Origin of the sequence: Lactobacillus kefiranofaciens (assembly GCF_900103655.1) — a bacterium.
In the GTDB taxonomy this organism is placed as follows: Bacteria; Bacillota; Bacilli; order Lactobacillales; family Lactobacillaceae; genus Lactobacillus; species Lactobacillus kefiranofaciens.
The window spans coordinates 46,894-71,785 of record NZ_FMXC01000001.1 but is presented as its reverse complement, the minus strand read 5'-3'; the positions used below and the strand labels follow the sequence as shown (position 1 = coordinate 71,785).

Below are 24,892 nucleotides of genomic sequence, written 5' to 3'. Positions count from 1 at the left end.
ATTTACCACAATCTTTTCTAAATTCTATTTTGCTCTAGCTGCTTATATTCTAGCACTTGTTTAAGAGTTTTATGGTCTTTCAAACCAGGATCAGCTTTTACCAATTCACGGGCAACCTTTTGGGCAACAACCAAAGTATTGTAGTTATTAACCACATCACCAACTCTAAATTCAGGCAGTCCTGATTGCGCCTTACCAAAAAGATCACCTTCACCCCGCATTTTTAGATCCTCTTCGGCTAGTTTAAAGCCATCATTAGTCGCTGCAATAACCTTCATTCGAGCTTTCCCCGCGTCAGTTTTAGGATCAGCTACAAAGACACAATAACTCTGGGTCTGACCACGACCGATGCGACCACGAAGTTGATGCAATTGACTTAAACCAAAACGATCAGCATTATAAATGACCATCATGTTGGCATTAGCTACATCAACCCCAACTTCAATTACACTAGTCGTAACCAAAATATTAATGTCGCCATTAGCAAAGCATTCCATAATTTCATCTTTTTTAGGTCCGGGCATTTGACCATGCAATAACACTACTTTTTGATCTGGAAAGTCATGACTTAATTTTTGATGTAACTCTTCAGCATTTTTTAAATCTAGAGTCTCTGATTCGGTAATTAATGGTGTTACCGCATAAATTTGAAAACCTTGAGCTAACTGCTCCTTCATTTGCTGGTAAACATCCTTCATCTGACTGCTAGTTTTCCAGACAGAAATAATTGGTTTTCTGCCTGATGGCAGATGATGAATTTCAGATACAGTCATATCTCCATAAACAGTCAAGGCTAGAGTTCGCGGAATCGGGGTAGCTGTCATCGCTAAAATATCTGGATTATCTCCTTTATTTATCAAAGCTTGACGCTGACCTACACCAAAGCGGTGCTGCTCATCAATAATAACTAGCCCTAATTTTTTGAAGATAACATTTTTCTGAATTAAGGCATGAGTTCCAATTACCACATTAATCGTACCATCTGTTAACTCGCGATAAATTTCTCGTCGTTCAAGCGTCTTAGTATTCCCCGTTAATAATGCTACCCTTACACCTAATGGACGCAGCAATTCATCTATTTTCTTAAAGTGTTGAGTAGCTAAAATTTCGGTCGGCACCATCAAAGCAGCCTGGTAACCTGCAGTAATGGCGGAAAAAATTGCATAAATTGCAACAACCGTTTTACCTGAACCTACATCTCCTTGGAGCAAACGACGCATTTGTCTTTCCGAATGCAAATCAGCAAAAATTTCATTCACTACTTGCTTCTGATCTGCTGACAATTCAAACGGCAATGAGCTGGTTAATTTAGCAATTTCCTTCAGATCATAATCTTTGGGATAACCTTTCTGCTGACCATCATTCCGCGTCAACAAAGCTAGCTGCAATTCAAAAATAAAGAACTCTCGAAAAATCGCACTTCGCTTTGCTATTTCTGCTTCACGCCCATTATTGGGATGATGCATTTTTTGAATAATTTCTCGATCCGTCAATAAGCGATATTTTTGTCTAATTTCTTTAGGCACAATATCTTTAACTTGCTCTAAAAAATCATCAATTGCCAAATTAATTAAAGTAACTAATTTCTTTTGCTTTACATGACGATTTAATGGGTAAATCGGAGCAATGCCACTGTCATTTTCTTTAGCAGCGACAAACTTAAATGCAGATAGACTTTGCCGTGCCACGTTGTACTTACCATAAATTGCAACTTCTTGACCAATTTCAATCTTGCTTTTTAGCCATGGTTGATTAAAAAAATTGACCATGATTATGTCATGGTCAATTCTCATCTTGAAGCTTAAACGACTCTTTTTATAACCAAAACGACTAACAAAAGGCTCAGTGGCAACTATTCCTTTTAGCATTACTTTTTGACCGTCCATGATTTGGTCTAGAGGCAATGTCTGCAATTCATCATAGCGAAATGGGAAGTAAAAGAGTAAATCATAAATACTATAAATGCCTAAACTACCAAGATCAGCCGCAGTCTTTGTCCCTACGCCCTTTAAATTGGTCACAGGAGCAAATAATGCATTATCTATCATTTGTTTATTCCACTGAAACCAAGAAATGGTAAACGGGTTGACCACCATCATGAATTTCAAATTCAAGATCATCATGATTTGCTTCTAATTGTTCAACTACTTTTTGAGCTTCTTGCTTGTTTGAATCACGACCATACATGATAGTAATAATTTCTGAATCCTCATCCAGCATCTTTTCGATCATTTCTGAAGTAGTCTTAATTAAATCAGCATTATCAACCTTAATCTTACCATCAATAATCCCTAAGAAATCATCCTTATGAATCTCAACTTCATCAATTTCGGTATCACGAGTAGCTTTAGTAACTTCACCTGAAACAACTGTATCAAGATCATCTGACATTGCTTCAACATTTTCTTCAACTGATGCATCTGGGTTAAATGAAAGCATTGCAGTCAAACCTTGAGAAATAGTCTTACTTGGTACGATGCCTACTGGAATATCACTAACTTCAGCAGCTTGTTTGGCAGCCATCACAATATTACCGTTATTTGGTAAAACAATAGCCTTCTTCGCACCTGACTTCTTAATCGCATCAATAAAATCCTGTGTAGATGGATTCATTGTTTGACCGCCAGAGATAATTCGATTTACCCCTTCACTTTCGAACAACTTACGAATCCCATTACCAGAAGCTACTGCAATCACAGCAAAGTCGACAGCTTCTTGTTCTTCTTCATCCTGATCAACAATACTTTCATGTTGAATTCTCATATTATCAATCTTGATTTTACCTAATTGACCAAATTGACTGCCATATTGGAATACATCACCTGGATGCTCCGTATGAACGTGAACCTTGGCAATTTCGCCATCTGAAACGGCAAGAAGTGAATCACCTAAACTAGATAAATGCTTTCTGAATTCTTCTAGATCAAATTTCTTTTTATTTGGTACATCAGCATTTAAATCCACCATGATTTCAGTACAATAGCCATTTTTAATGTCCTGAGTAGCTAACTGGCTTTGAACCGAAGATTGATGATGCATGGCATTGATCATTTCATCCATTTCAGTTTCATCTGGTTGATATTGATCAGCAAAGTTTTCACCAAGCAAACCTTCCAAAAAGCCTTCATAAATAAACAGTAATCCTTGACCGCCTGAGTCAACTACGCCAACTTGCTTCAATACAGGAAGTAAATCCGGTGTTGATTTCAGAGCTTTTTTAGCTCCTTCTACAACGGCCTTCATAACCTCTGTAACATCGTCTGTATCATTAGCCTTAGTTGCACCCTCTTGTGCCGCAACTCGTGCAACAGTTAAGATAGTCCCTTCTACAGGTTTCATAACAGCCTTATAAGCAGTTGCTACACCATTCGAAAAAGCGTTAGCTAATTCTTGAGCAGTTAAGGTCTTCATGCCTCGAGTAGCCTTATAAAAGCCACGGAACAATTGTGAAGTAATTACACCACTATTGCCACGTGCACCCATCAGCATCCCCTTAGCTAGGCTTTCAGTTAAATCGCCTACACTAGTACTAGGATCTTCAGAGACAGCCTTAGCACCACTTTCAATGGTTAAATTCATATTAGTACCAGTATCACCATCCGGAACCGGAAAGACATTCAAAGAGTTAACAAACTCTGCATTCTTACCAATTCTATGAGTAGCAACACGTACCATATCTCTATATTGTTTACTATCTATCTCATTTAAAACCACTATTTAAAACCTCCGCTTGCGTTATTCGTCAAGTACCTTAACACTTTGGACGATTACATTAACGGCTTTAGTGTTAATTTCTAATTGATTAGAAAGGTTGAATTTAACACTATCTTGAACATTCTTACTTACTTCAGAAATCTTCAACCCATATCCGACAATAATGTACACGTCAACAGTAATTTCATTATCTTGTGACTTGACAACAACACCGCGCTTATAATTGGCACGATTAAGAATTCCGTCAAATCCATCACGAATGGCATTCTTGGAAGCCATTCCCACAACGCCATAATTAGACGTAGCTGCGCCACCAACAACAGTTGCGATTACACCGTTTGAAATATCAATCAAACCATCCTTTGTCTTGATCTTAACAGCCATGTTTTTCCTCCGTCTTATTATCTATATATACGTTTATTATTTTATCATAGTAGAGACATAATCAATAAACAAAATACGTTTAAAAAAAGTTGAATTGCAACAAAACATATGATAATCTAATAAAGTATGACATCACAAACAAAGGAGGTTTAGCAAATGGCAAAAGATTACGTAACAGGTAAGAAGACTACATTCGGTAACAAACGTTCACACTCAATGAACTCAGCTCGTCGTGCTTGGAAGCCAAACCTTCAAAAAGTTCGCATTCTTGTTGACGGTAAGTCAAAGCGCGTATGGGTTTCAACCAAGGCTTTAAAGTCTGGTAAAGTTACTCGTGCCTAATAGACCAAGAGCTTGTTAGATCAATAATCTGACGGGCTTATTTTTTTGCTCATTTTTAAGTAAATGCATTTTGTGCAACATTTGTGCATCAAAAAAGAACCAGAAAGTGGTTCTTTTTCTTTTATTTCATAATATTGTGTCGTTTATCATCGTCTGGAATTTCATCAGCCATTCTTTCATCGATTGGCGTATAAGCATATTCCGTAATCATTTCACCTAGCTTAGTCGGCAAACCTAAGTCTTGATAAGTAACATTTCTAGATAAGCCACTAATTGTAGCTACTTCTTTCTTCTTTTTCTTATCAAACACATGAACATGATTCTTGTGCATATAATCTTCTACATTTTTCTTTGCTCGATCAAGTCTGGCTTCATAACGGCCATCACCAAAACCAGCAATATCTCTTTCAAAATCGATATATTTCATAATTCTTCCTCGTTTCTGTTTCACTACGTCTATTTTACACGTTTTAGGAAAGATTATGAAAGCGATCTACATCTTTTGAATAAATTGCAGCTATCATCCCTTTTGCAAAAGAAATCTCAAACTGCTCATGTCCGGTCAAAAATTCATTTGAAGCAAAAACTCGTGGGTAATCGCCGGAATAATTCTTTAACTTATAACGAGCACCAATAATATTAAAATCTCTAATGGACGTTAAACTAGCAAAACCAATATAAGGATAAATTTCTTTTTTTGTTACTGTATGCCTACCTGGATTAAAAAATTTAATTAAATTTTGTTGATCAATAAACGTAAGTCGTGACGCAAAGGATCGAATAGCAGGATTAAGTATCATCCAAAGATTAGTTAAAAAATGATCGATTCGGCCACCTGTTGCTCCAAAAATTGTTAAATTCTGTATCGCATAATCCCTAAAAGCTGTTTGCAACATTAATTCAGTATCTGTCCAGTCTTTAACAGGATTAGAATAGCGGATATCAGCCACGCTATTTTCAATCTGAGCTAAATCTTTTTTTTGCAAAGAATCAAAATCACCCACTACCAAATCTGGTATGATCCCTAATTCTTCCAGAAACAAAGAGCCACGATCTACCCCAATGATTAAATCGCCTTGCGCTTGAGCTTGACGAAATTGCGCTTGAATATTCTGAGGCCATAAATCTGTAGGCCCGCCTAATAATGCATATGCTTTCATTTAGTCAGCTTTTCTTTTAATAAATGAATCTGATGCGCTACATCGCCATCTTCATAAAGATATGATCCTACTACAAAAACATCAGCACCTGCCTGCTTGGCCAGCTTGATGGTTTCATCATTAATACCGCCATCTACTTCAATTGGAACATTAGGACCTGCCAATTTTCTCACTTCTTTAATTCTTGAGGTAGAATTCGCAATAAATCCTTGACCGCCAAAGCCAGGATGAACTGTCATAACTAATATCTGACTAATCTTAGGCAAAAATTTTTCGATTACCTCAACAGACGTATCAGGATTAATTGCTAAAGCAGCATGAACGCCATTAGAAGCTAAATAATCAAACCAATAGTTTATCTTAGATTCACTCATTGCCTCATAATGAAGTTCAATAATATCAGCACCTGCATCAACAAAAGCTGGTACTAAATCATCTGGATTATCACTCATTAAGTGAATTTCCGCGTTAGTCATCGGAAATTCCCGTTTAAAGTCACTCACTAGCTGTGGCCCAAAAGAAAGATTTGGGACAAAATGTCCGTCCATAATATCAATATGAAAGCGATCAACTCCCGCTGCTACAGCTTCATCTATTTCATTTTTTAAATTCAGATTATCTGCATTTAAAATTGATGGTGCAATAATCATAAACTCACCTCACACAATTATTTCAAATACTCTGGTATACGTCCGTCACTAATTTCGGTTCTTATTGCTAAATAATCTTCATAGCGACTAGACATAATCTGTTCTTCTTTAAGCAATTTTTTAACTTCGCATCCTGGTTCTTTTAAGTGTTGACAACCACGAAACTTGCAATTAACACTAGCCTTTTTAAATTCAACAAAATAATTACACAGTTCGTTTAACTTAATCAGTGTTAAATCAATTGAAGAAAAACCTGGTGTATCTGCCAAAAAACCAGCACCTAACTTGAATAATTCAACTTTTCTCGTAGTATGCTTGCCTCGATTCAAACTAGTGGAAATGGCGCCAGTCGTTTGATTGGCATCCTTTTTCAAATGATTAAGCAGAGTGGATTTGCCCGCACCAGATTGACCAGCTAAAGTCCAAATTTGATCATCTTGAATCATTGTAGAAATTTGCCTTTGAACTTCATGATAATCTGTAAATACCAGATAGCCAATTGCTTGATAATAACTTAATTTTTGCTTTATTTTCGCCAGCTTTTCGGCCTCAATTAGATCAGTCTTGGAGAGATAAATTGTAACTCTTACTCTTTGCCAAGAAAAGAAAGTTAAAAAACGATCTAATAGTTCTACAGAAAAATCAGGTTCAATAGCAGAAATCACTAATAAAACATGACTTACATTAGCTACAGCTGGACGACCTATTCGATTCAATCTAGGCAAAATTTTTACCAAATAACTCATACCTTGATCATCTATTTGAATTTCTACACGATCACCTACTGCCGGCTTTTGCTTTTTTTGACGAAAAACGCCACGAGCACGTGTTCTCACGATACCCGTGGTAGTTTCTACGTCATAATAACCAGCAATTAGACCAACAACAATTCCTTGTGCTAGTTTCATTTACTTTGTCACCTTTTCGTTCAAAATCGTCTGACCATTACGAACTACACGCAACTCCCCATGACCACTTCTAATCGAAAATGGAATTGAAAAGCTCATATCACGTTTAATATATAAATCACGATAAATGTTACTTAATGAATGATCATCATCTTTAATATAAATCTGAACATGATCACCTTTCGAATTACTATCTTCATTAGAAGAACTATTATCGGTTTTATCGTTATTGGTCTTTTCATCTTTACCAAAGCTATCACCAACATAATTAACTGTAAATGTTTTAGTTATCGTTGTTTCTTTTTTAGCTTTTGGCCCCCGTGAAACCTTAATCGTAACAGTTGAACCGCGATCAACTTTTGTCCCTGGACCAGGTTCCATTGAGATCACCATTCCCTTTTCAACGTTATCAGAATACTCCTGATTAATTTGCAAAGTTAATCCATGTTCTTTGGCATAATCTTGAGCACCCTTTAGTGAATAGTTCTTTAAATCTCTTAGAGTGACAGTATGATTATGAGGCCGCACAGGTTTCCCTTTAGAAACAACTAAAGTAATAGTAGTTTGCGTAGGTTTAACCTCTACGCCTGCGGCAATACTCTGAGAGATAATTTCATTTGTAGGAACTTTATCTGAATATTGATCTTCTCTAACTACATCAAAACCCAAATTTTCTAGTTTTTTTGTAGCCTCATCATATTCTTTGCCAACCATGTCAGCTACTTTTACCATACTCGAGCCACTAGAAACAATTAAATCGACAGTTTTTCCCTGATCAATACTATTTCCAGCATTGGGTTTAGTTGCAATTACGCGCCCCTTTTTTACATCATCAGACTGACGTTTAATCACTTGCCCAATTTGTAAACCAGCAGCCTCTAATTTATCTTTAGCCCGGTTTTCAGCAATATTAGTTACATCGGGGACATTAACTTGTTCAGGCTTATCACCTCTGCCACTTAACGCAAAAATCATAATAAAAATGATCAAGCCAGCTGTAATTACCGAAAAAATCCACCACCATTTATGATCTTTAACATTTTGCCAAAAAATTTTTTTGCTTTTAGGCTCTTCAGGCTGTGTGTCTTCTTTGGAAACCTCTGGTTTTTCTTGCTGCTTTTCTTGTGGCCTAAAACCAGGTAATACAATCGTTTTATCGTTATTTAAACCATGTGTAGGTACAAAAACCGGTTCATCACTGCGTTCAGGATCAAGACTGCTGTCTAGATCCGCCTTCATAGCCTGGGCAGAAGGATAACGATCACGTGGATCTTTAGCTGTTGCTCTTAAGACCACATTTTCTAATGCTTGCGGAACACTTTTATCTTTCTTTCTGATAGATGGAATTAGCTCCTGAGCATGTTTAAGAGCAATCGAAACTGGCGTATCTCCATTAAAAGGAACAGTACCAGTAAGCAATTCATACAAAATAATTCCTAAAGAATAAATATCGGATTGCTTAGTAACCATTCCGCCCCTAGTTTGCTCAGGTGACATATAATGAACTGAGCCCATAACGGAGTTCGTTTGCGTAATAGAACTTTGATTTAAGGCTACTGCAATCCCAAAATCAGCAATTTTAATATTGCCTCTCTTATCCATCAAAATATTTTGTGGTTTTAAATCACGGTGAATCACATTATGCTTATGTGCCAAAGCAACCGCACTTAAGATTTGATCCATAATCCGAATGACTTCACGCAAATCTAAGGGGGAATTTTTACGAATATATTCTTTTAAATCGGGACCATCGACATATTCCATTACCATATATGGCAAGCTATGGTCTGTGCCTACATCAAGAACAGAAACAATATTAGGATGACTTAACTCGCTGGTAGCTAATGCTTCTCTTTGAAAACGTGCCTGCGTTTGAGGCTCATTTTGTAAATCAAGCCGCAGGATCTTAACAGCTACTTTACGCTGCAAGATAATATCTTCAGCTAAATAAACATTAGCCATCCCACCTTCGCCTAAAGTATCAATGATTCGATAGCGTTCACCAAGCAGATAACCTTTATCGATCACTGCTCTCGTCCTCCTTGTTCCAAACTAGACAGACAGTAATATTATCACCACCGCCTAATCGATTAGCTTCACTGATGAGCTTATTACAACGTTCTTTTAAGCTGAGCTCCTTAGTTGCTAAAATCTGTTGAATTTGCGGATCACTAAGTGAATTAGTCAAGCCATCAGTACAAAGCAAAATAATATCATTTTCGCCCAATTCAATATTATCGAATTCCGGATCTATCGTACTAGAAACTCCTAAAGCTTGCGTAATAATATTTTTTTGAGGATGATGCTTAGCCTGCTCTTTAGTAATTTGCCCCATTTTAACCAGTTCATTAACCAAAGAATGATCTTCCGTCAATTGAACAAACTTGCCTTCAGAGTAACTATAAGCATGCGAATCACCTAGATGAGCAATCAAAGCGTCATCATCAAAAGCAAAAGCTAACACAACTGTCGTCCCCATCCCATTTAAGTCAGGAAACTTATCAGCTGTTTTTAGAATTGACTCATTTTCAGAATTTAATTGGACCTCTAACCATTTATGAGCAATATTAGCATCAGTAAAATCTGTTGTAATAAAATTATGCCCTAAATGAGTTACTGCCATCGTTGAGGCAACATCACCACCCTGATGACCACCCATCCCATCACAGACAATGGCCAAAGGAATTCCTTTACGATTTTTAAAAACTCCTACAAAATCTTGATTGCTTTTTCGTACCTTACCGATACTTGAAGCATATGCTGTTTCAATCAAAAATCTAACCTCGTAATTTAAATTTGGCAATAAAAAATCCATCATTACCGTCTAGATCAGGCATTACTTTCAGCATCCCTGTTTCTGATTCAAGTTTACTCAACTTAAAGGGCTCTAGCTTGTAGCTGGGATGCTGTCGCAAAAACTGCTTTACAACTTGCTCATTCTCTTCTATTGAAATTGAACAAGTAGAATAAACTAACTCACCTTGCTCTTTTAATAAGCTACTTACAGAATTCAAAATTGCTAATTGAATTTTTTGCAGATTTCGCAAATCTTGCAAGCTCTTAGTATAGCGAATTTCTGGCTTTCTTCTAAGTAAACCAAGACCAGAGCAAGGAGCATCTACCAATATTTTACTAAATTCACCCGGCTTAAAAATTTCTGGTGCTTTACGTGCATCACATGCCTTAGTTTTAACCCGATCTTCAACATGCATTCGCCGAGCGTTTTCTCGAACTAGATTTAATTTCTTTTCATGAATATCAAGAGCAATAACATCACCCTTAATATTCTCTGCAATTTGGACAGTCTTACCACCTGGTGCGCTGCAAGCATCTAATACATGATCTGCTTCTTGGTCAAAATTAAAAGCTTCTACCACTAAGCTAGCGGCTTCATCCTGAATTGTCAACTTTCCTTGCTTGAATAAATCACTTTGACTTATCCCACCATGATTTAAAACAACATCATGTGTAGACAAATTAGACCACTGTGGCTCATAGCCATCAGCCTTCAATTTGGCAAATACTTGCTTGGAATCAACCAAACTTGAAATACGTACACTATTTTTAGCAGGCTGATTAATACTAGTTAAGACAGATTCGGTTTTTTTAATGCCAAAATTATTAATAAAGTAATTAACTAACCATTCTGGCACGCTTTCTTTAATGCTCAAATAGCGAATTCGATCTTTTTTATCTGGTAAAATCACCCCGCGGCGAATAAACGAACGCAAAATTCCGTTTATAATTCGATAGCCAGATGAATGATGTCTACCAAATTGTTTAGCCAACTTATTAGCTTCATCTAAGACTGCACGATTAGGTACTTTATCTAAAAAAATAATCTGATAAAGCGACATTAACAAAAGTGGTTTAAGATATTTTTCAGTAATCTTGGTTCTTACCAAGCCCTTTAATTGATATTCCAAAAACAGCCGATATTGAATAGTTCCATAAACTATCCTCGTAGCTAAATTTTGATCAGTCAAGGATAAGCTAGAATGCTGCAGGCTGTTATTCAGACTAATATTTGAATATGAGCCATCTGCTAAAACTCTTATTAAAGTTTCTAAACTAATCGCCCGTGCACTTTTATTGATCGACAATTTCTTCTCCTGGTTTAAATTTGCTGCCCTGACCATTTAAAAAGCTTTTAATCTCCATTCTTTTCTTGTCACTTGGCTGAACTACTAACAAATTCAACACAGATTTATTTGCAAAAGCAATGGCAAAACGACCTTTATTTGCAATTAAACAACCAGGATTAAGCTCTGTTGTCTCTTGAGCAACTTCAGCCTGCCATACTTTGAACCGTTTACCTTCAATCATCATGTAAGCACCAGGATCTGGGTTTAAAGCCCGAATCATGTTATTAGCCTCACGAGCAGTCATTTTAACCGTGATTTTTTCTTGTTCTTTAGTAATATTAGGTGAAAAAACAACCTGCTCAGGATCCTGTGGCGTTTTCTTTATACTGCCATCAATAATTGACGGTAAAGTCTTAAGTAATAAATCACGACCAAGATAAGACAATTTTTCAAATAAAGTCCCGGCATTATCTTCTGGCTCAATCTTAAGTGCTTCTTGCGCGTAAATGTCACCAGCATCCATCTTCTTGACCATTTCCATAATAGTAATTCCAGTTTCTTGATCCCCATTGATCAAGGAATACTGAATTGGTGCGCCACCACGATATTTAGGCAAAAGCGACCCGTGAACATTTACAGCAGCAATTTTAACTGAATTCAAAAATTTAGTTGGTAAAAATTGACCATATGCTGCAGTAACAATTAAATCAGCATGCATATCAATCAACTGCTTCATTTCTTCAGAACCGGATAGCTTAATTGGTTGAAAGACTGGCAAATCATGTTTCTCTGCAGCAATTTTAGCTGGACTCTTAGTGATTTTTTGTTTGCGTCCTACCTTTTTATCTGGTTGCGTTACTACTGCTTTAATTTCATAACCATGATTTATTAGACCTTCGAGTACTGGAACTGAAAATTCAGGCGTCCCCATAAAAATGATTGATGTCATTCAAGCATCTCCTTTACATAATTCTTTCTGGTTCGTTATCAATAAAAATACTTAATCCATATTTCCTGGCTTCCTGAGCAGAATCCTGAACATGGTGTAATAACTTATTTAAATTTGGTTCTTTTTTATATTTTACCAGTATTTGATAATAATATTTATTTTTTAATCGAGAAATTGCACTGGGCGATGGACCCAAAATAATTGTTTCCTGTCCTAAGTGCTGCATTAGATATCTTTTAATGCGAAATGCTTCTCTAGCAGCATTTTGTTCCTTCTTGGCTGAAATTGAAATCAAAACTGTAAAAAAGTATGGCGGATAATTTCCTTCATGTCGAACATGCATCTCATAGCCATAAAAACGTTCATAATCTTGAGTTTTAGCTAATTGAATCGCATAATGTTCGGGATTATAAGTCTGAATTAAAACTTCGCCCTCTTTTTCAGCTCGACCTGCACGACCAGCTACTTGCGTCAATAACTCAAAAGTTCTTTCCGACGCGTTGTAATCTGAAATCCATAATCCGGTATCCGCATTAATAACGCCTACTAAGGTAACATTAGGAAAATCCAGTCCTTTAGCGATCATTTGCGTTCCTAACAAGATATCTGCCTCATGATCGCCAAACGCATCCAAAATTCGCTTATAGCTGCCTTTTCGACGAGTCGTATCAACATCCATTCGTAAAATTCTGGCACCCGGTAAAAGTTCTTTTAGTTCTTCTTGAACTTTTTGCGTACCCGTTCCTAAGAAACGAATCTGTTTACTTTGACAATTAGGACAAGCCTGAGGAATAGGTTCACTGTGACCACAATAATGACATTGCATGCTGTTAGTGTCTTTATGTAAATTCAATGATACATCGCAATTCGGGCACTTTAAGACAAAACCACACTCCCGGCAAAGCATAAAATTAGCAAACCCGCGCCGATTCAACATCAAAATAACTTCCTCTTTTTTCTCTAAGCGTTTCTTAATCGCAGCAACTAAATCGACAGATAAATCAAATTGACCTCCAGCAAACTGAACGTGCTTCAGATCAATCAAATTAACCTGCGGCAGTTTCTTATTATTAGCTCGTTTAGTTAATCGCAATAATTGATAAACATGCTTTTGCGCCCTTGCACGACTACCTAGAGCAGGGGTAGCACTGCCTAGAACGAGCGGGCAATGATGATAACGACTACGCCAAAGTGCTACATCTTTAGCATTATAGCGTGGATCTGTTTCTTGCTTATAAGAGGCTTCATGTTCTTCATCAATTACAATCAAACCAATATTATCTAATGGTGCAAAAACAGCACTTCTTGCACCAACTACCACTTTAGTTTCACCACGACGAATTCTACGCCATTCATCATATTTTTCGCCTTCAGATAAGGCACTATGCAAAACTGCTACTTGATTGCCAAATCGTGCTTTAACTTGCCTTACCATTTGCGGAGTCAAAGAGATCTCTGGCACTAACATCAGAGCATTACGTCCTTGACTTAATGCCTTACTAATTGCATGTAAATACACTTCTGTCTTGCCGCTGCCAGTAATCCCTTCTAGCAAAAAGGTCTTTGAACGCCGCTTATTGATCGCACTAGCAATCTGATCTAAAGCTGCTTGCTGTTGTTCATTTAAGGTTACCGGCTTAGGCTTTTCATCGTCTTCAAAACCGGCTAATGGATTACGGTAAACCTCAACAGCCTTTTTAACCAGCCAACCTTTTTTCACGGCGGAATTCAATACAGCCGCAGTTAAACCTAATTCCTTTTCTAATTTATTTTGAGATTTAGGATATGTAGCTGCATTTTCAATAATATCCATTACTAGCTTTTTTTGTTTAACCGCATTTTGACGCAAAGTATTATATATTTTAGTATATTCAGTTGAATCTAACGCTAACGCATATTGATTTTCTTTTTTCTTTTTAGCGCGGTTTTCAACTAAGTACTCAATCTTAGCATCATCGTTTCTAAGCAATTGATGTACTTTTTCGATTTGTTGCAAATCCGTTAACTTATTTAAATCAATTGGATCCCCTTTAAAAAAAGGTAATTGTTTAGCCTGATCATTATTAGGAACTAATAATTTACGATAACCAGCACGCATCACCCAAGGCAACATTGCCTGCAATATTTTAATACGGTAAGAAAAAATATCCTTTGCTAAACTTTGCGATAAATCAACCAATTCGGGGGTTAAAGGTGGCATTTCATCAACTATAACTAATAAGTCTTTCAGTTTGCCCTTAAACTCGCTTTTTTCAGTTAAACCTACAACAAAGCCTTGTACCTTTCTTCTGCCAAAAGGTACTACTACCCTCGAACCAATCTGAATGCTTTTTTCTAATTCAGTTGGAATATGATATTCAAAAATACGATCAGTCTGCTTAACTGCAACATCTACAATAACCTGAGCAATCATCTAATCACCTGTAAAAAAGACCTCCACCCAAAGGATGAAGGTCAGCAAATTAATCTTCGAGGTTAATCTCAGCATGAGCCGGATCAACTTTAATTTTACCAGCAGCGATCTCTTCAAGGGCCTTGCCAACTGACTTGTCACACTTAAAGTGGTCTAACGTAGGTGGATCTCCAGCTTCTAGTTCATGTGCTCTTTTAGCAGGAAGAACAGATAATGAATAACGTGAATCAACACGTGATAATAATTTGTCAATTGATGGGTAAGTAATTCTCATAATTAGTTTAATCCTCCTTGACCATCTTACGATAGTCATCAATCACACGCTTAACACTGACATGCTCTGCATCAACGATTGCTTTGATATGGTCTACTGCATTGGCAACTGTGTCATTTACTACTGCGTAATCGTAATCTGCCATTTCCAGAATTTCATTCCGTGCTTGTTTGATCCGTCCACGAATAACTGCTTCAGGCTCTGTTCCACGACGTTCTAACCGTAAATGCAGCGTATACAAATCTGGTGGAGTCAAGAAAATAAATACTCCATCGGGCATCTTTTCACGAACTTTTTGAGCACCATTAACATCAATTTCAAGTAAAACATCTTTGCCCTCATGAAGCATCTCCTTCACTGGAGCAAGTGGCGTACCATAATGGTGACCGACATATTCATTATATTCTAATAGCTCACCATTTTTAATAGCTTCTTGAAAACGCGCTTCGCTGACGAAGAAATAATCTTTACCATCAACTTCTCCGGGACGCGGTTTACGAGTTGTCATTGAAACTGAATATTCAAACGGAAAGACTTTATTTTCAACGATTGCACTTTTAACTGTCCCTTTACCAACTCCTGAGGGACCGGAAAGCACGAGTAATAAACCTTTATCTGCCATGCTAAACTCCTCTAGTAACTATTAATATAACTAGTTTGCACTAAAATCCCTGTTTTTTCAAGTTTTCTATTATTGCACTTTAGCAAAAGTCTCACAGACTACTTCTGTCTCATCAGTGAATTTCCGCCCTAAGATTTCTTGACATTCCCAGGTGAAAAACTTTTCATGAACCTTGCGCCAAGATTCATAACTCCGATCTCCTTCACCTTCAAGATAAGCATGCTTGGCAGAGACATTTTTAAATGGCATAACTTCCACAGTTTTAGTCTGGATTACACAAACTGGTTGATTATTGCCATCTAAAACAATGGCGTACATCCCTACCGTTGGTAAATCTTCATTAGGATTATAAACACTTGTTGTTGCTGTCTTGATCCCGCGATCGACTAAATCACTTAATGCATTAGCATCGGTGCTATTTCTACCAAATGCAAATGCTTCTTCTAATGCAGCAGGATTTACTTGATGCTTTTGACAAAAATCTAACCAAAACTTATTAATACTATTCATCTTTTATACTCTTAATCAAATCGGCAGCATTTTTCTTAGCTGCGTCTGTTACATCTTGACCTGCCATCATTTGTGCAATTGCAGTAATGGTCTCTTCCTTGCTAAGTGGTCCAATTTGCGTGAAAGTTGAACCATCTTTAACCTTTTTGGCAACCAAATAGCGTTGATCACCTGCAGCGGCAACTTGCGGGGAGTGGGTAATGGCAATGACCTGCTTATTTTGCCCAATCGAATGCATCTTCTTACCAATTGCGGCAGACACCCGTCCTGATACACCGGTATCAATTTCATCAAAAATCATGGTACCAACTGGTTCCACTCGACTAAAGATAGACTTTAATGCAAGGATTAAGCGCGACTGTTCACCACCAGAAACTATTTTTACTAACGGCATCAAATCTTCGCCAGGATTAGGAGCAATTAAAAAGACAATTGCGTCAATTCCTTTAGCAGTAAAAGTTTTAGTTTCCTCAAAATTGATTGAAAAACGGGCCTTTTCCATGTAAAGATCTGCCAATTCTTGCTTAATCTGCTCTTCGAGTGAGTGAGCAACCTTTTCTCGGATCAAATGCAATTGACGAGCTTCTTTACTCAATTTGTTTTCAATTTGCGCAACTTCTGCTTTTAATTTTTCCTCATCTAAACCGCCTGTTTCAAACTGACCTAATTCTTTCTGTACTTTAGCATAAAAACTAAAAACATCTGTTAGAGTTGGCCCGTATTTTTTCTTTAATGAATTCAAAGTATCTAAACGATTAGTTACATATTGAAAACGTTCTTCATCAAAATCCATCTGATCCATCAAATTAGATAATTCGCTGCGAGCATCATTTAAAGCATAAGCTCCATCATCAACTGTTTTAGCAAAATCTTTAAACTTAGAACCAAATTCAGTCAGATCCGTAGCGGCATTTTGCGCATCACCTAATAGCGTAGCAATTCCATGCTCATCGTCATCGTATAATTGCATAAAATAATTTGCCGTATCTGCAATTTTTTGATAATTATTTAACTCATTAAATTCTTCCTCTAGTTTTTCATCTTCTTGAGGATCTTCAAGATTCGCCGACTCTAATTCATTATTTTGAAATTGCAAAATATCTTGCTTTTGTGCTAATTCTTGTGCATCTTGACGCAAGTGGCGCAACTGAGTAGTTACTTTTTGCCATTTAGCAAAATCTACCTGATATGCTGCTAATTTATCTTTAAATTCAGCTGGTGCATAGTTGTCAACCAGGTCAATCTGCCGATCTTGATCCATTAATATTTGCTGATCATGCTGACCGTGAATATCAACCAAATAGTTGCCAATTTCACGCAAAACATTAATAGTAGTTAATTGTCCATTAATCCGCACTACATTTCTGCCTTTAACCGCCAACTCGCGACTGATTACTAATTGATCGTCTTCATGAGGCAAGCCATATTTATCACAAAGATCAGCAATCTTTTCTTTTTGATCATCCAGTTCAAACAGACCAGTAATTACTGCCTTCTTTTCTCCAGATCGAATCATTTCCTTTTGACCACGACCACCCATTAATAGTGAAACCGCATCAATAATAATTGACTTACCTGCACCAGTCTCACCAATAATGACGGTCATTTTTTCTTGAAAGCGAACCTTTAAGCTTTTAATAATTGCAAAGTTTTTGATATCCAGTTCGACTAACATATTTTCACTCCTAAAGACCATTTACGGCACAAGCTACAACATCCTCAGCCGTACCTTGCCATAAATTATGACCGCCATTTGACTCATCTTTTTGTAGATGGATCAAAAATTCGATATTTCCTTTGCCACCTTTGATAGGCGAATAATCAACACCTAAAATATTAAAACCAATCGCTAAAGCTTTTTGCATTGTGTGCTCAATAACTTGCCTATGGACTTCATGATCATGAACTATACCATGCTTGCCAACATTTTCAGGGCCAGCCTCAAATTGCGGCTTGATTAAGCAAACCGCATCGCATTGATCTTTTAAAATTTCATACATTGGTGGCATAATCAAATCTAATGAAATAAAAGATACGTCCGTCATTGCAAAATCTGGTAAACCTTGATTAAAATCAGCTGGTTTTGAATAACGAAAATTTTGCTTTTCCATTACTACAACTCGTGGATCATCACGTAATTGCCATGCTAATTGATTGTAGCCAACATCTAGAGCATAAACCATCTTCGCTCCATTTTGCAGAGCAACATCAGTAAAACCACCCGTTGAAGCACCAATGTCTAAACAAACTTTATCTTTTAGATTAATATCAAAAACTTTTAATGCCTTCTCTAACTTAAAACCACCGCGAGAAACATATTTTTTACCATCATCTTTGATATAAAATTTTTCGCCTTCAGGGAATTTAGTTCCACTTTTATCAATTCTTTGATGATTATGATCTGAAACTAAACCTGCCATAATTGCTCTTTGAGCGGCAGAACGAGAATGAAAAATTCCTTGCTGTGCTAATAAAACATCTGCTCTTTGTTTTGCCATTTATAACACCTTTTGATAAAGATCTAAAAAGCCAGCTAAAGTTTCGCCATTCAAACCATGTAAATCAGTTTGAGCTTGGTCAATTAAGTCTGTTAATTCCTGGCGACTTTTAGTAATGCCTAATAAAGTCAAAGTATTATTTTTACCTTCTTCTTTATCTTTATGTGTTGCCTTACCAGCCTCTTCACTTGTTTCAACAACATCTACTAAGTCATCATAGATTTGATAAGAGCGGCCAAAAGCCTTAGCAAAATCAATTAATTTCACTTGTTCAATTTGACTAGCCTGTGCGTATACTGCGGCCATTTGCACACTCGCTTGAATTAAACAGCCTGTCTTAAGCCATTCCATCTTATTAATAAATTTAGCATCACCAGCAACACTAGCATTATTAGTAGAATCAATATCTAAATATTGCCCACCAACCATACCGTTAGGGCCTACGGCCTTGGTAATAATAGAAACTGACTCCACGGATTGACTTCCTTCAGCAATCCATTGAATTCCCATGGGTAAAAGAGCATCACCAGCTAAGATTGCTTCTGCCTCGCCCCACTTTTTGTGACTAGTCAGCTTGCCACGACGATAATCATCATTATCCATGGCAGGTAAATCATCATGAATAAGTGAATAAGTATGAATTAACTCTATTCCACAAGCAATTCTAATTTCAGGTTGTTCTATCTTTTTTCCTAACGCGTTAAGTGTTGCTAAAAATAGCAAGGGACGTAAACGCTTGCCACCAGCCATGACCGAATAAGCCATAATTTGACTAATTTTTTGATCATCAACTTCATCAGCCAAATGCTGAGCTAAATAATCATCAATTACCGGAGTCCAATTATCTTTAAAAAAAGTAAATGCTGTCATAACTATTCCTATGGAGCCGAAGCATTATTAGGATCTAATTTGTGCTCCGTACCGTCACTATCAATCAACTTAGCTACCGTTTCTTCAGCACTAGTTAATTTTTTATCCAAATCACGACTAATCTTTACACCCACTTGAAATTGTTTTAAAGCATCTTCAAGTGGTACGTTGCCATTCTCTAAATTAGTAACAATTTGTTCTAACTCACTTAATTGTTCTTCAAAATTATTTTTCTTAGTTGGCATTATATTTTCCTTCTACTTTTATAACTGTTGCTGTAACTTGACCATCTTTAAAGTGCAGATTTAACTGATCTTTAGGCTTAATCTGCCTAGTAGAACTAATAGTCTTTCCTTGATCATTGGTTGTATAAACAAAACCACGCTCTAAAGTCTTTAATAGACTATAATCATCCAATTGCTGCACTATTTGGGTAAATCTATTGCGCTGATTCTTCAAATAGTGCTGCATATTAGCAGTTAAACGCTTAGACAAAAAGAGTCTTTGCTGTTTCATTTGTTTAACTGATTGAACCGGACTAGCACTAATCAATCGCTGTTGCAACAGACGATAATTTTGCTGATAGCGATCCAATTTATTCTGCATGCCATTTTGCAAACGTTGATTAAGCAGATCAACCTGTTGAATCTGCTGATCGTAAAGACGCGTTGGTTCACGCATAATTACTGAATTTTCAATTCGTTTAAGCTGATCACGCCGTACCCGAATAATAGCCTGCATACTAGCTAATAATCTACTCTGCAATTGATGAATTCCAGCTAATTCATCAGTCAAATTGGGTGTTGCATATTCTGCTGCTGCGGTTGGAGTAGCGGCACGTGCATCGGCAACCAAATCGCACAAAGTTGTATCAGTTTCATGTCCTACTGAAGAAATTACTGGCATGGGCATTGAATATACTTGCCGCACAACCTCTTCTTCATTGAACGGCCATAGATCTTCTAGTGATCCACCACCACGGCCAATAATCATCACATCATATTTATCACCTTGAGCGGCAATTTGCTGCATTGCATGCACAAGTGACTCTGCTGCAGTGTCTCCTTGAACTTGTGCCGGATATAAATCAATCTCAGCATGCGGAAAGCGCCGGTTAGCCGTCACCATAATATCGTGAATAACTGCCCCTGACGCGCTAGTAACCACCGCAATTCGATCTGGAAAACGAGGCAGACTACGTTTATGCTCAGGATCAAATAAACCTTCCTTGGCTAATTTAGCCTGCAATTGCTTTAGTTGCTCATATAAAGCACCTAAACCAGCAGGCTCCATTTTTTCTGCATAGAACTGATATGATCCTTGAGGGCCATATACACTAACATAACCTACTACATATACTTTCATTCCTTCTTCTGGTTTAAATTTCACTTTATCAAAGTAGGAACGAAACATTACCACGTTGATTTTAGATTTTTCATCCTTTAACGAAAAATACTGGTGTGAATTACGCCTATAGCGAAAGTTAGATAACTCGCCTTCAAGAAAGACCTTGTGTAAGTATGGGTCATTTTTGAACTTCTGCGTAATATAATAGTTTAAATCCGTAACCGTTAAATACTTATTTTCGGTCATTTTGTCTCCTAGTCAGTTTTACAACTGCTTCCATTAAAGATTGTACTGTAAGAGGACCAACCCCACCAGGAACAGGTGTTATATAGCTCGCCTTTTTCTTGACTGCATCGAAGTCAACATCACCTACTAATTTACCATTTACATGATTCATGCCTACATCAATAATTACAGCTCCATCTTTAACCATTTCAGCAGTTACTAAAAATGCTTGTCCTGTAGCAGAAACAATAATATCCGCTTTTTTAGTAAGTGCAGCTAAATTTTTAGTCTTAGCATGAGCTATAGTTACTGTTGCATTTTGTTCAAGCATTAATGCTGCCAAAGGTTGACCTACAATGTTACTACGACCAATGATTACTACATCTTTTCCTACTAGTGGAATATTATAATGCTGGAGTAATGCAATAATACCAGCAGGAGTGGCTGGTTCTACAAAGTGATCTTCTAACCAGAGTCGACCAATATTAGCTGGAGTCAATCCATCGACATCTTTATTAGGATCAATTCTTTCAAGTAACTCATCCGCATTAATCTGCTTCGGAGCAGGCAATTGCACCATGATACCATTAATACTCTGATCAGCATTTAACTTATCAATTAAAGCTAATACTTGCTCCTGATGAGTATCAGTTGGCAACTGATATATATCCTGAATAAGTCCTACTTTTTTTGCACGTCGTTTTTTAGTGTGAACATAAATCTTGCTAGCGGGATTGTCCCCAATATTTATTACGCAAAAATGTGGAGTTATTCCCTCATTTTTTAAAGTCTTTACCTTTTCTTTAAGATTTTCTGCTAATTTATTTGCTAATGCTTTACCATCCAGAATTATTCCCATTGAATTCTCCTTTTAATAAAAAATAGCCGGCAAAAAATGGCTATAATTGCTATTAAACAAAGTTTGCTAATATCCCATTAATAAATGGTTTTTCCTTTGGCTCAGCAAATTCGTCACACAGGTTTAAAGCTTCATTAACTGCCGCTTTAGCATCAATTTCATTGCTATGCTTTATTTCATAAAGTGCAACTTCCATGATAGCAACAACAATTTGGCTTACACGTTCAAGACGCCAGCCTTTTTTTAAATGATCAGCTAATTCAGATTGTAGATCCTTACGATCTGAAATTACGCCTTCAATCAATTTCTTAGAATAGGCAGAAAGCTGTTTTAAATCCAGTGTTGCGACGATTTTTGCTTCAACATCTTCAGCAGTTAAATCTGGTTCTTGATTAGCCAAATAAACTGCTTGCATAGCAACTTTTCGACTTTCGTGTTGGTTCATTTTCTCTATTTGTCCTCCGGAAACAGCTCTGAGGTATTTTCTTCAGCGTCTTTTTCGTCTTCTGGGAAAATCAAACCTACCACATGAACATTAATTGACTTAAGTTCCAGATCAGTCATTTGAAGTAGCTGTGCCTTTAAAGCTTTTTGAATTTCCATACCAACTTTAGGTACATTTACGCCACTTTCAAGATAAACATAAACGTCTGCAATCAGCTTATTATCTTCATCCGTCTTCACATTGACGCCCTTACCATGATTTTCACGGCCAAGAACCCAGCTAAGACCTGATTTAAGGCTGCCACGCATTCCTGCAATACCATCAATTTTTTCAGCAGCAATACCCAAAATAACCTCTAAAACACTTGTATCAATCTTGATTTGTTCGCTGTTTTCTTCACCACTTAAGAGAATTTTTGAACTATCTGCCATTTTGTTACCTCAAAAAACTACTTATTAGCACGTGATACGTAGGTACCATCAGTAGTATTAATAGTTAAGACGTCGCCTTCATTAATGAAGAATGGCACATTAACTACCAAGCCAGTTTCCATGGTAGCTGGCTTACCACCACCTGATGAAGTATCACCTTTGATATTAGGTTCAGTCTTAGCAACCTTTAAATCAACAGTGTTTGGTAATTGAATACCTAATGTTTCACCATCGTGCATAATTACATTAACAACCATGTTTTCCAATAAATAGTTGGCTTCATCACCAATTTGCTCATTAGGAATAGCCAATTGATCATAAGTCGTAGTATCCATAAAGACATAGCTACTACCATCGTTGTACAAGTATTGCATTGATTTAGTTTCAATTTCTGCAGTTTCAACCTTAGCAGTTGAACGGAAAGTATACTCTTGTACAGCGCCACTTCTTAAACTCTTAAGCTTTGAACGTACGAAAGCACCACCTTTACCTGGCTTTACATGTTGGAATTCAACAATGCGCCATAAGTCATTGTTGTACTTGACAGTTAACCCATTCTTGAATTCGTTAACTGAAATCATTGTCATATTAAGTCCCTCATTTCTACAATTATTATCTTACCAATCTTAAGCGCGTTTGGCTATAACTTCAGCCTATTAAAATCTATCTATAAAGAAATTAGTTCATTTTTAGGCAAAGTTGACAATACTTCTGGCGTTTTATCATGAACTAAGACATCGTCCTCAATTCTAACTCCACCTTTACCTGGTAAATAAATGCCTGGTTCAACCGTGTGCACCATATTGTTAACTAGTTTCGTTATCCTAAACGGTAAAGCAGGCTGACATAATTCATGAATTTCTAATCCAATTCCATGACCAATGCCGTGACCAAAATATTCACCATATCCTTGTGCTGTAATATAATCACGCGCTGCCTTATCTACATCACGACCAGTATTGCCGGTGACGGCAGCCGCAATGCCTCGACGTTGTGCTTCAAGTACGACCTTATAAATTTTATGCATCTCTGCATCTACCGCACCTAATGACACAGTTCGGGTAATATCGGCCGCATAACCATGATAAAAACTACCGAAATCAATAACGATCATCTCGCCATCTACCAAACGCTTATCACTTGCTACACCATGAGCCCATGCTGAACGCACGCCCGACGCAACAATAGTATCAAAATCCGGTCCATCGCCACCATTAACTTTAAATAAATAATCAAGTTTAGCAGCAATGTCACGCTCCTTTACGCCTGGTCTAATCATCGGAATAATACCCTTAAAGCTTTCCATTGAAATATCAACGGCTTTGCGCAAGGCAGCAATTTCAAGCTTGTCTTTGACATTACGTACCCGTTCAACTAATTCTTCGACCATTGTAAATTCAATGTCTGGATTCAATTCCTTTAATTTAAAAAATTCACTAGCTGAAACAAACTCGCCTTCTACTAAAACTTTTTTAACGTTCATTTTCTTAAGTGCTTTAGTAAGTTCTTCATAATCACTTGAATGTTTCATAATTACATTCATTTCACCGGGAGCTTGGGCTTTAATTTGACCAGCAAAACGTGAATCCGACAATAAGGTCCGCCCGCCGTCAGCATTTAAAATCAATTGTGCTTCTTCACCAGTAAAATTAGTAAGATAACGATAATTAGCTTGATTAAAGATAATCATTGCATCTGCATTATGTTCTTTAATCAAAGCTGTAACCTTTTTTATTCTACTTTGTATTAATGTTAATAGCTCTTGCTGTTTTTCCATGTCAAAACCTTCTTTGCATAGCATTTACTCAATTATACCAGATTTCTAGTCTTAAGACATGTAAAACACCATGAAAAAAGACGAGTGGCACAATGCTACCCGCCTTATTCTTTTAATCTGAATTACTTAGCTTCTTCAGCTGGGTATACAGAAACTTGCTTCTTGTACTTGCCAAGACGTTCAAACTTAACAACGCCGTTTACAAGTGCAAATAAAGTGTCGTCTCCCCCTTGGCCTACATTCTTGCCTGGGTGAATCTTAGTACCACGTTGACGGTAAATAATAGTACCTGCGTGGACTGATTGACTGTCACCAGCCTTAGCGCCTAAACGACGACCAGCTGAGTTACGACCGTTGGCAGTAGAACCGCCACCCTTGTGGTGGGCAAATAATTTCATACCTAAAATATTCATAATCATTTCACCTCTG

General features: G+C 37.1%; 27 protein-coding genes. 1 reads left to right on the top strand and 26 read right to left on the bottom strand.

Going from position 1 to position 24,892, the window contains the following annotated elements; genetic code table 11:
- Positions 1 to 17 precede the first annotated feature (17 nt).
- The 3 genes from recG to BLP58_RS00385 are packed head-to-tail and all read right to left on the bottom strand — an operon-like array spanning position 18 to position 4,098.
- Positions 18 to 2,048: an ATP-dependent DNA helicase RecG gene (gene recG, locus BLP58_RS00395; RefSeq protein ID WP_013853895.1), complete on the bottom strand. Its 2,031-nt coding sequence runs from the start codon at positions 2,046 to 2,048 to the stop codon at positions 18 to 20.
- A 4-nt stretch (positions 2,049 to 2,052) separates the two neighbouring features.
- On the bottom strand, positions 2,053 to 3,714 hold the full coding sequence (locus tag BLP58_RS00390) for a DAK2 domain-containing protein (protein ID WP_013853894.1): 1,662 nt from the start codon (positions 3,712 to 3,714) through the stop codon (positions 2,053 to 2,055).
- Positions 3,715 to 3,735: 21 nt separating this feature from the next.
- Positions 3,736 to 4,098, bottom strand: a complete 363-nt coding sequence (locus tag BLP58_RS00385) for an Asp23/Gls24 family envelope stress response protein (protein ID WP_013853893.1) — start codon at positions 4,096 to 4,098, stop codon at positions 3,736 to 3,738.
- Positions 4,099 to 4,254: 156 nt separating this feature from the next.
- Here BLP58_RS00385 and rpmB point away from each other — a divergent pair, with 156 nt between their 5' ends.
- Positions 4,255 to 4,440 (top strand): 50S ribosomal protein L28, encoded by a 186-nt coding sequence (gene rpmB, locus BLP58_RS00380; RefSeq protein ID WP_013853892.1) that lies wholly within the window; start codon positions 4,255 to 4,257, stop codon positions 4,438 to 4,440.
- A 121-nt stretch (positions 4,441 to 4,561) separates the two neighbouring features.
- Here the strand turns inward: rpmB and BLP58_RS00375 are convergent, their stop codons facing one another.
- The 23 genes from BLP58_RS00375 to rpmA form a co-directional block, all read right to left on the bottom strand.
- Positions 4,562 to 4,867: a hypothetical protein gene (locus tag BLP58_RS00375; protein WP_013853891.1), complete on the bottom strand. Its 306-nt coding sequence runs from the start codon at positions 4,865 to 4,867 to the stop codon at positions 4,562 to 4,564.
- 43 nt (positions 4,868 to 4,910) lie between these two features.
- The gene (locus BLP58_RS00370; RefSeq protein WP_013853890.1) at positions 4,911 to 5,600 is read right to left on the bottom strand and encodes a thiamine diphosphokinase; all 690 of its coding nucleotides are present in this window, start codon (positions 5,598 to 5,600) and stop codon (positions 4,911 to 4,913) included.
- Positions 5,597 to 6,250 carry a ribulose-phosphate 3-epimerase gene (gene rpe / locus BLP58_RS00365; RefSeq protein ID WP_013853889.1) on the bottom strand — a complete coding sequence of 218 codons (654 nt, stop codon included), beginning with the start codon at positions 6,248 to 6,250 and terminating at the stop codon, positions 5,597 to 5,599. The genes BLP58_RS00370 and rpe overlap by 4 nt, the downstream gene beginning before the upstream one ends.
- A 17-nt stretch (positions 6,251 to 6,267) precedes the next feature.
- Positions 6,268 to 7,158, bottom strand: coding sequence for a ribosome small subunit-dependent GTPase A (rsgA, locus tag BLP58_RS00360; RefSeq protein WP_013853888.1), 891 nt, complete (start codon positions 7,156 to 7,158; stop codon positions 6,268 to 6,270).
- A complete protein-coding gene (gene pknB / locus BLP58_RS00355) occupies positions 7,159 to 9,186 on the bottom strand; it encodes a Stk1 family PASTA domain-containing Ser/Thr kinase (protein WP_013853887.1) in 2,028 nt (675 codons plus the stop codon).
- Complete coding sequence (locus tag BLP58_RS00350; protein ID WP_025084111.1) at positions 9,176 to 9,931, bottom strand: Stp1/IreP family PP2C-type Ser/Thr phosphatase; 756 nt, start codon at positions 9,929 to 9,931, stop codon at positions 9,176 to 9,178. The genes pknB and BLP58_RS00350 overlap by 11 nt, the downstream gene beginning before the upstream one ends.
- 4 nt (positions 9,932 to 9,935) lie before the next feature.
- Positions 9,936 to 11,297, bottom strand: a complete 1,362-nt coding sequence (gene rsmB / locus BLP58_RS00345; protein WP_081462944.1) for a 16S rRNA (cytosine(967)-C(5))-methyltransferase RsmB — start codon at positions 11,295 to 11,297, stop codon at positions 9,936 to 9,938.
- On the bottom strand, positions 11,248 to 12,192 hold the full coding sequence (gene fmt / locus BLP58_RS00340; RefSeq protein WP_013853884.1) for a methionyl-tRNA formyltransferase: 945 nt from the start codon (positions 12,190 to 12,192) through the stop codon (positions 11,248 to 11,250). Before fmt ends, rsmB begins: the two co-directional genes overlap by 50 nt.
- A 13-nt stretch (positions 12,193 to 12,205) precedes the next feature.
- Positions 12,206 to 14,605, bottom strand: a complete 2,400-nt coding sequence (gene priA, locus BLP58_RS00335; RefSeq protein WP_025084110.1) for a primosomal protein N' — start codon at positions 14,603 to 14,605, stop codon at positions 12,206 to 12,208.
- 49 nt (positions 14,606 to 14,654) lie between these two features.
- A complete protein-coding gene (gene rpoZ, locus BLP58_RS00330; protein ID WP_025084109.1) occupies positions 14,655 to 14,879 on the bottom strand; it encodes a DNA-directed RNA polymerase subunit omega in 225 nt (74 codons plus the stop codon).
- 7 nt (positions 14,880 to 14,886) lie between these two features.
- On the bottom strand, positions 14,887 to 15,501 hold the full coding sequence (gene gmk / locus BLP58_RS00325) for a guanylate kinase (protein ID WP_013853881.1): 615 nt from the start codon (positions 15,499 to 15,501) through the stop codon (positions 14,887 to 14,889).
- Positions 15,502 to 15,570: 69 nt separating this feature from the next.
- Positions 15,571 to 16,011, bottom strand: a complete 441-nt coding sequence (locus BLP58_RS00320; RefSeq protein WP_013853880.1) for an ASCH domain-containing protein — start codon at positions 16,009 to 16,011, stop codon at positions 15,571 to 15,573.
- Complete coding sequence (gene recN, locus BLP58_RS00315) at positions 16,004 to 17,686, bottom strand: DNA repair protein RecN (protein ID WP_013853879.1); 1,683 nt, start codon at positions 17,684 to 17,686, stop codon at positions 16,004 to 16,006. The genes BLP58_RS00320 and recN overlap by 8 nt, the downstream gene beginning before the upstream one ends.
- 10 nt (positions 17,687 to 17,696) lie before the next feature.
- Complete coding sequence (locus BLP58_RS00310) at positions 17,697 to 18,509, bottom strand: TlyA family RNA methyltransferase (RefSeq protein WP_013853878.1); 813 nt, start codon at positions 18,507 to 18,509, stop codon at positions 17,697 to 17,699.
- The gene (locus tag BLP58_RS00305; RefSeq protein ID WP_013853877.1) at positions 18,510 to 19,379 is read right to left on the bottom strand and encodes a polyprenyl synthetase family protein; all 870 of its coding nucleotides are present in this window, start codon (positions 19,377 to 19,379) and stop codon (positions 18,510 to 18,512) included.
- An 8-nt stretch (positions 19,380 to 19,387) separates the two neighbouring features.
- Positions 19,388 to 19,624, bottom strand: a complete 237-nt coding sequence (locus tag BLP58_RS00300) for an exodeoxyribonuclease VII small subunit (protein ID WP_013853876.1) — start codon at positions 19,622 to 19,624, stop codon at positions 19,388 to 19,390.
- Positions 19,614 to 20,972, bottom strand: a complete 1,359-nt coding sequence (gene xseA / locus BLP58_RS00295; RefSeq protein ID WP_013853875.1) for an exodeoxyribonuclease VII large subunit — start codon at positions 20,970 to 20,972, stop codon at positions 19,614 to 19,616. The genes BLP58_RS00300 and xseA overlap by 11 nt, the downstream gene beginning before the upstream one ends.
- Entirely contained in the window at positions 20,959 to 21,810 is an 852-nt protein-coding gene (locus BLP58_RS00290) for a bifunctional methylenetetrahydrofolate dehydrogenase/methenyltetrahydrofolate cyclohydrolase (RefSeq protein WP_013853874.1), read from the bottom strand. Before BLP58_RS00290 ends, xseA begins: the two co-directional genes overlap by 14 nt.
- A gap of 52 nt (positions 21,811 to 21,862) precedes the next feature.
- Positions 21,863 to 22,255, bottom strand: a complete 393-nt coding sequence (gene nusB, locus BLP58_RS00285) for a transcription antitermination factor NusB (RefSeq protein ID WP_013853873.1) — start codon at positions 22,253 to 22,255, stop codon at positions 21,863 to 21,865.
- Positions 22,256 to 22,260: 5 nt separating this feature from the next.
- Positions 22,261 to 22,686: an Asp23/Gls24 family envelope stress response protein gene (locus BLP58_RS00280; protein ID WP_013853872.1), complete on the bottom strand. Its 426-nt coding sequence runs from the start codon at positions 22,684 to 22,686 to the stop codon at positions 22,261 to 22,263.
- A gap of 17 nt (positions 22,687 to 22,703) precedes the next feature.
- Positions 22,704 to 23,273: an elongation factor P gene (efp, locus tag BLP58_RS00275; protein ID WP_013853871.1), complete on the bottom strand. Its 570-nt coding sequence runs from the start codon at positions 23,271 to 23,273 to the stop codon at positions 22,704 to 22,706.
- Between the two features lie 80 nt (positions 23,274 to 23,353).
- Entirely contained in the window at positions 23,354 to 24,463 is a 1,110-nt protein-coding gene (locus BLP58_RS00270; RefSeq protein WP_013853870.1) for a M24 family metallopeptidase, read from the bottom strand.
- 122 nt (positions 24,464 to 24,585) lie between these two features.
- The gene (gene rpmA, locus BLP58_RS00265) at positions 24,586 to 24,876 is read right to left on the bottom strand and encodes a 50S ribosomal protein L27 (protein ID WP_013853869.1); all 291 of its coding nucleotides are present in this window, start codon (positions 24,874 to 24,876) and stop codon (positions 24,586 to 24,588) included.
- Positions 24,877 to 24,892 lie beyond the last annotated feature (16 nt).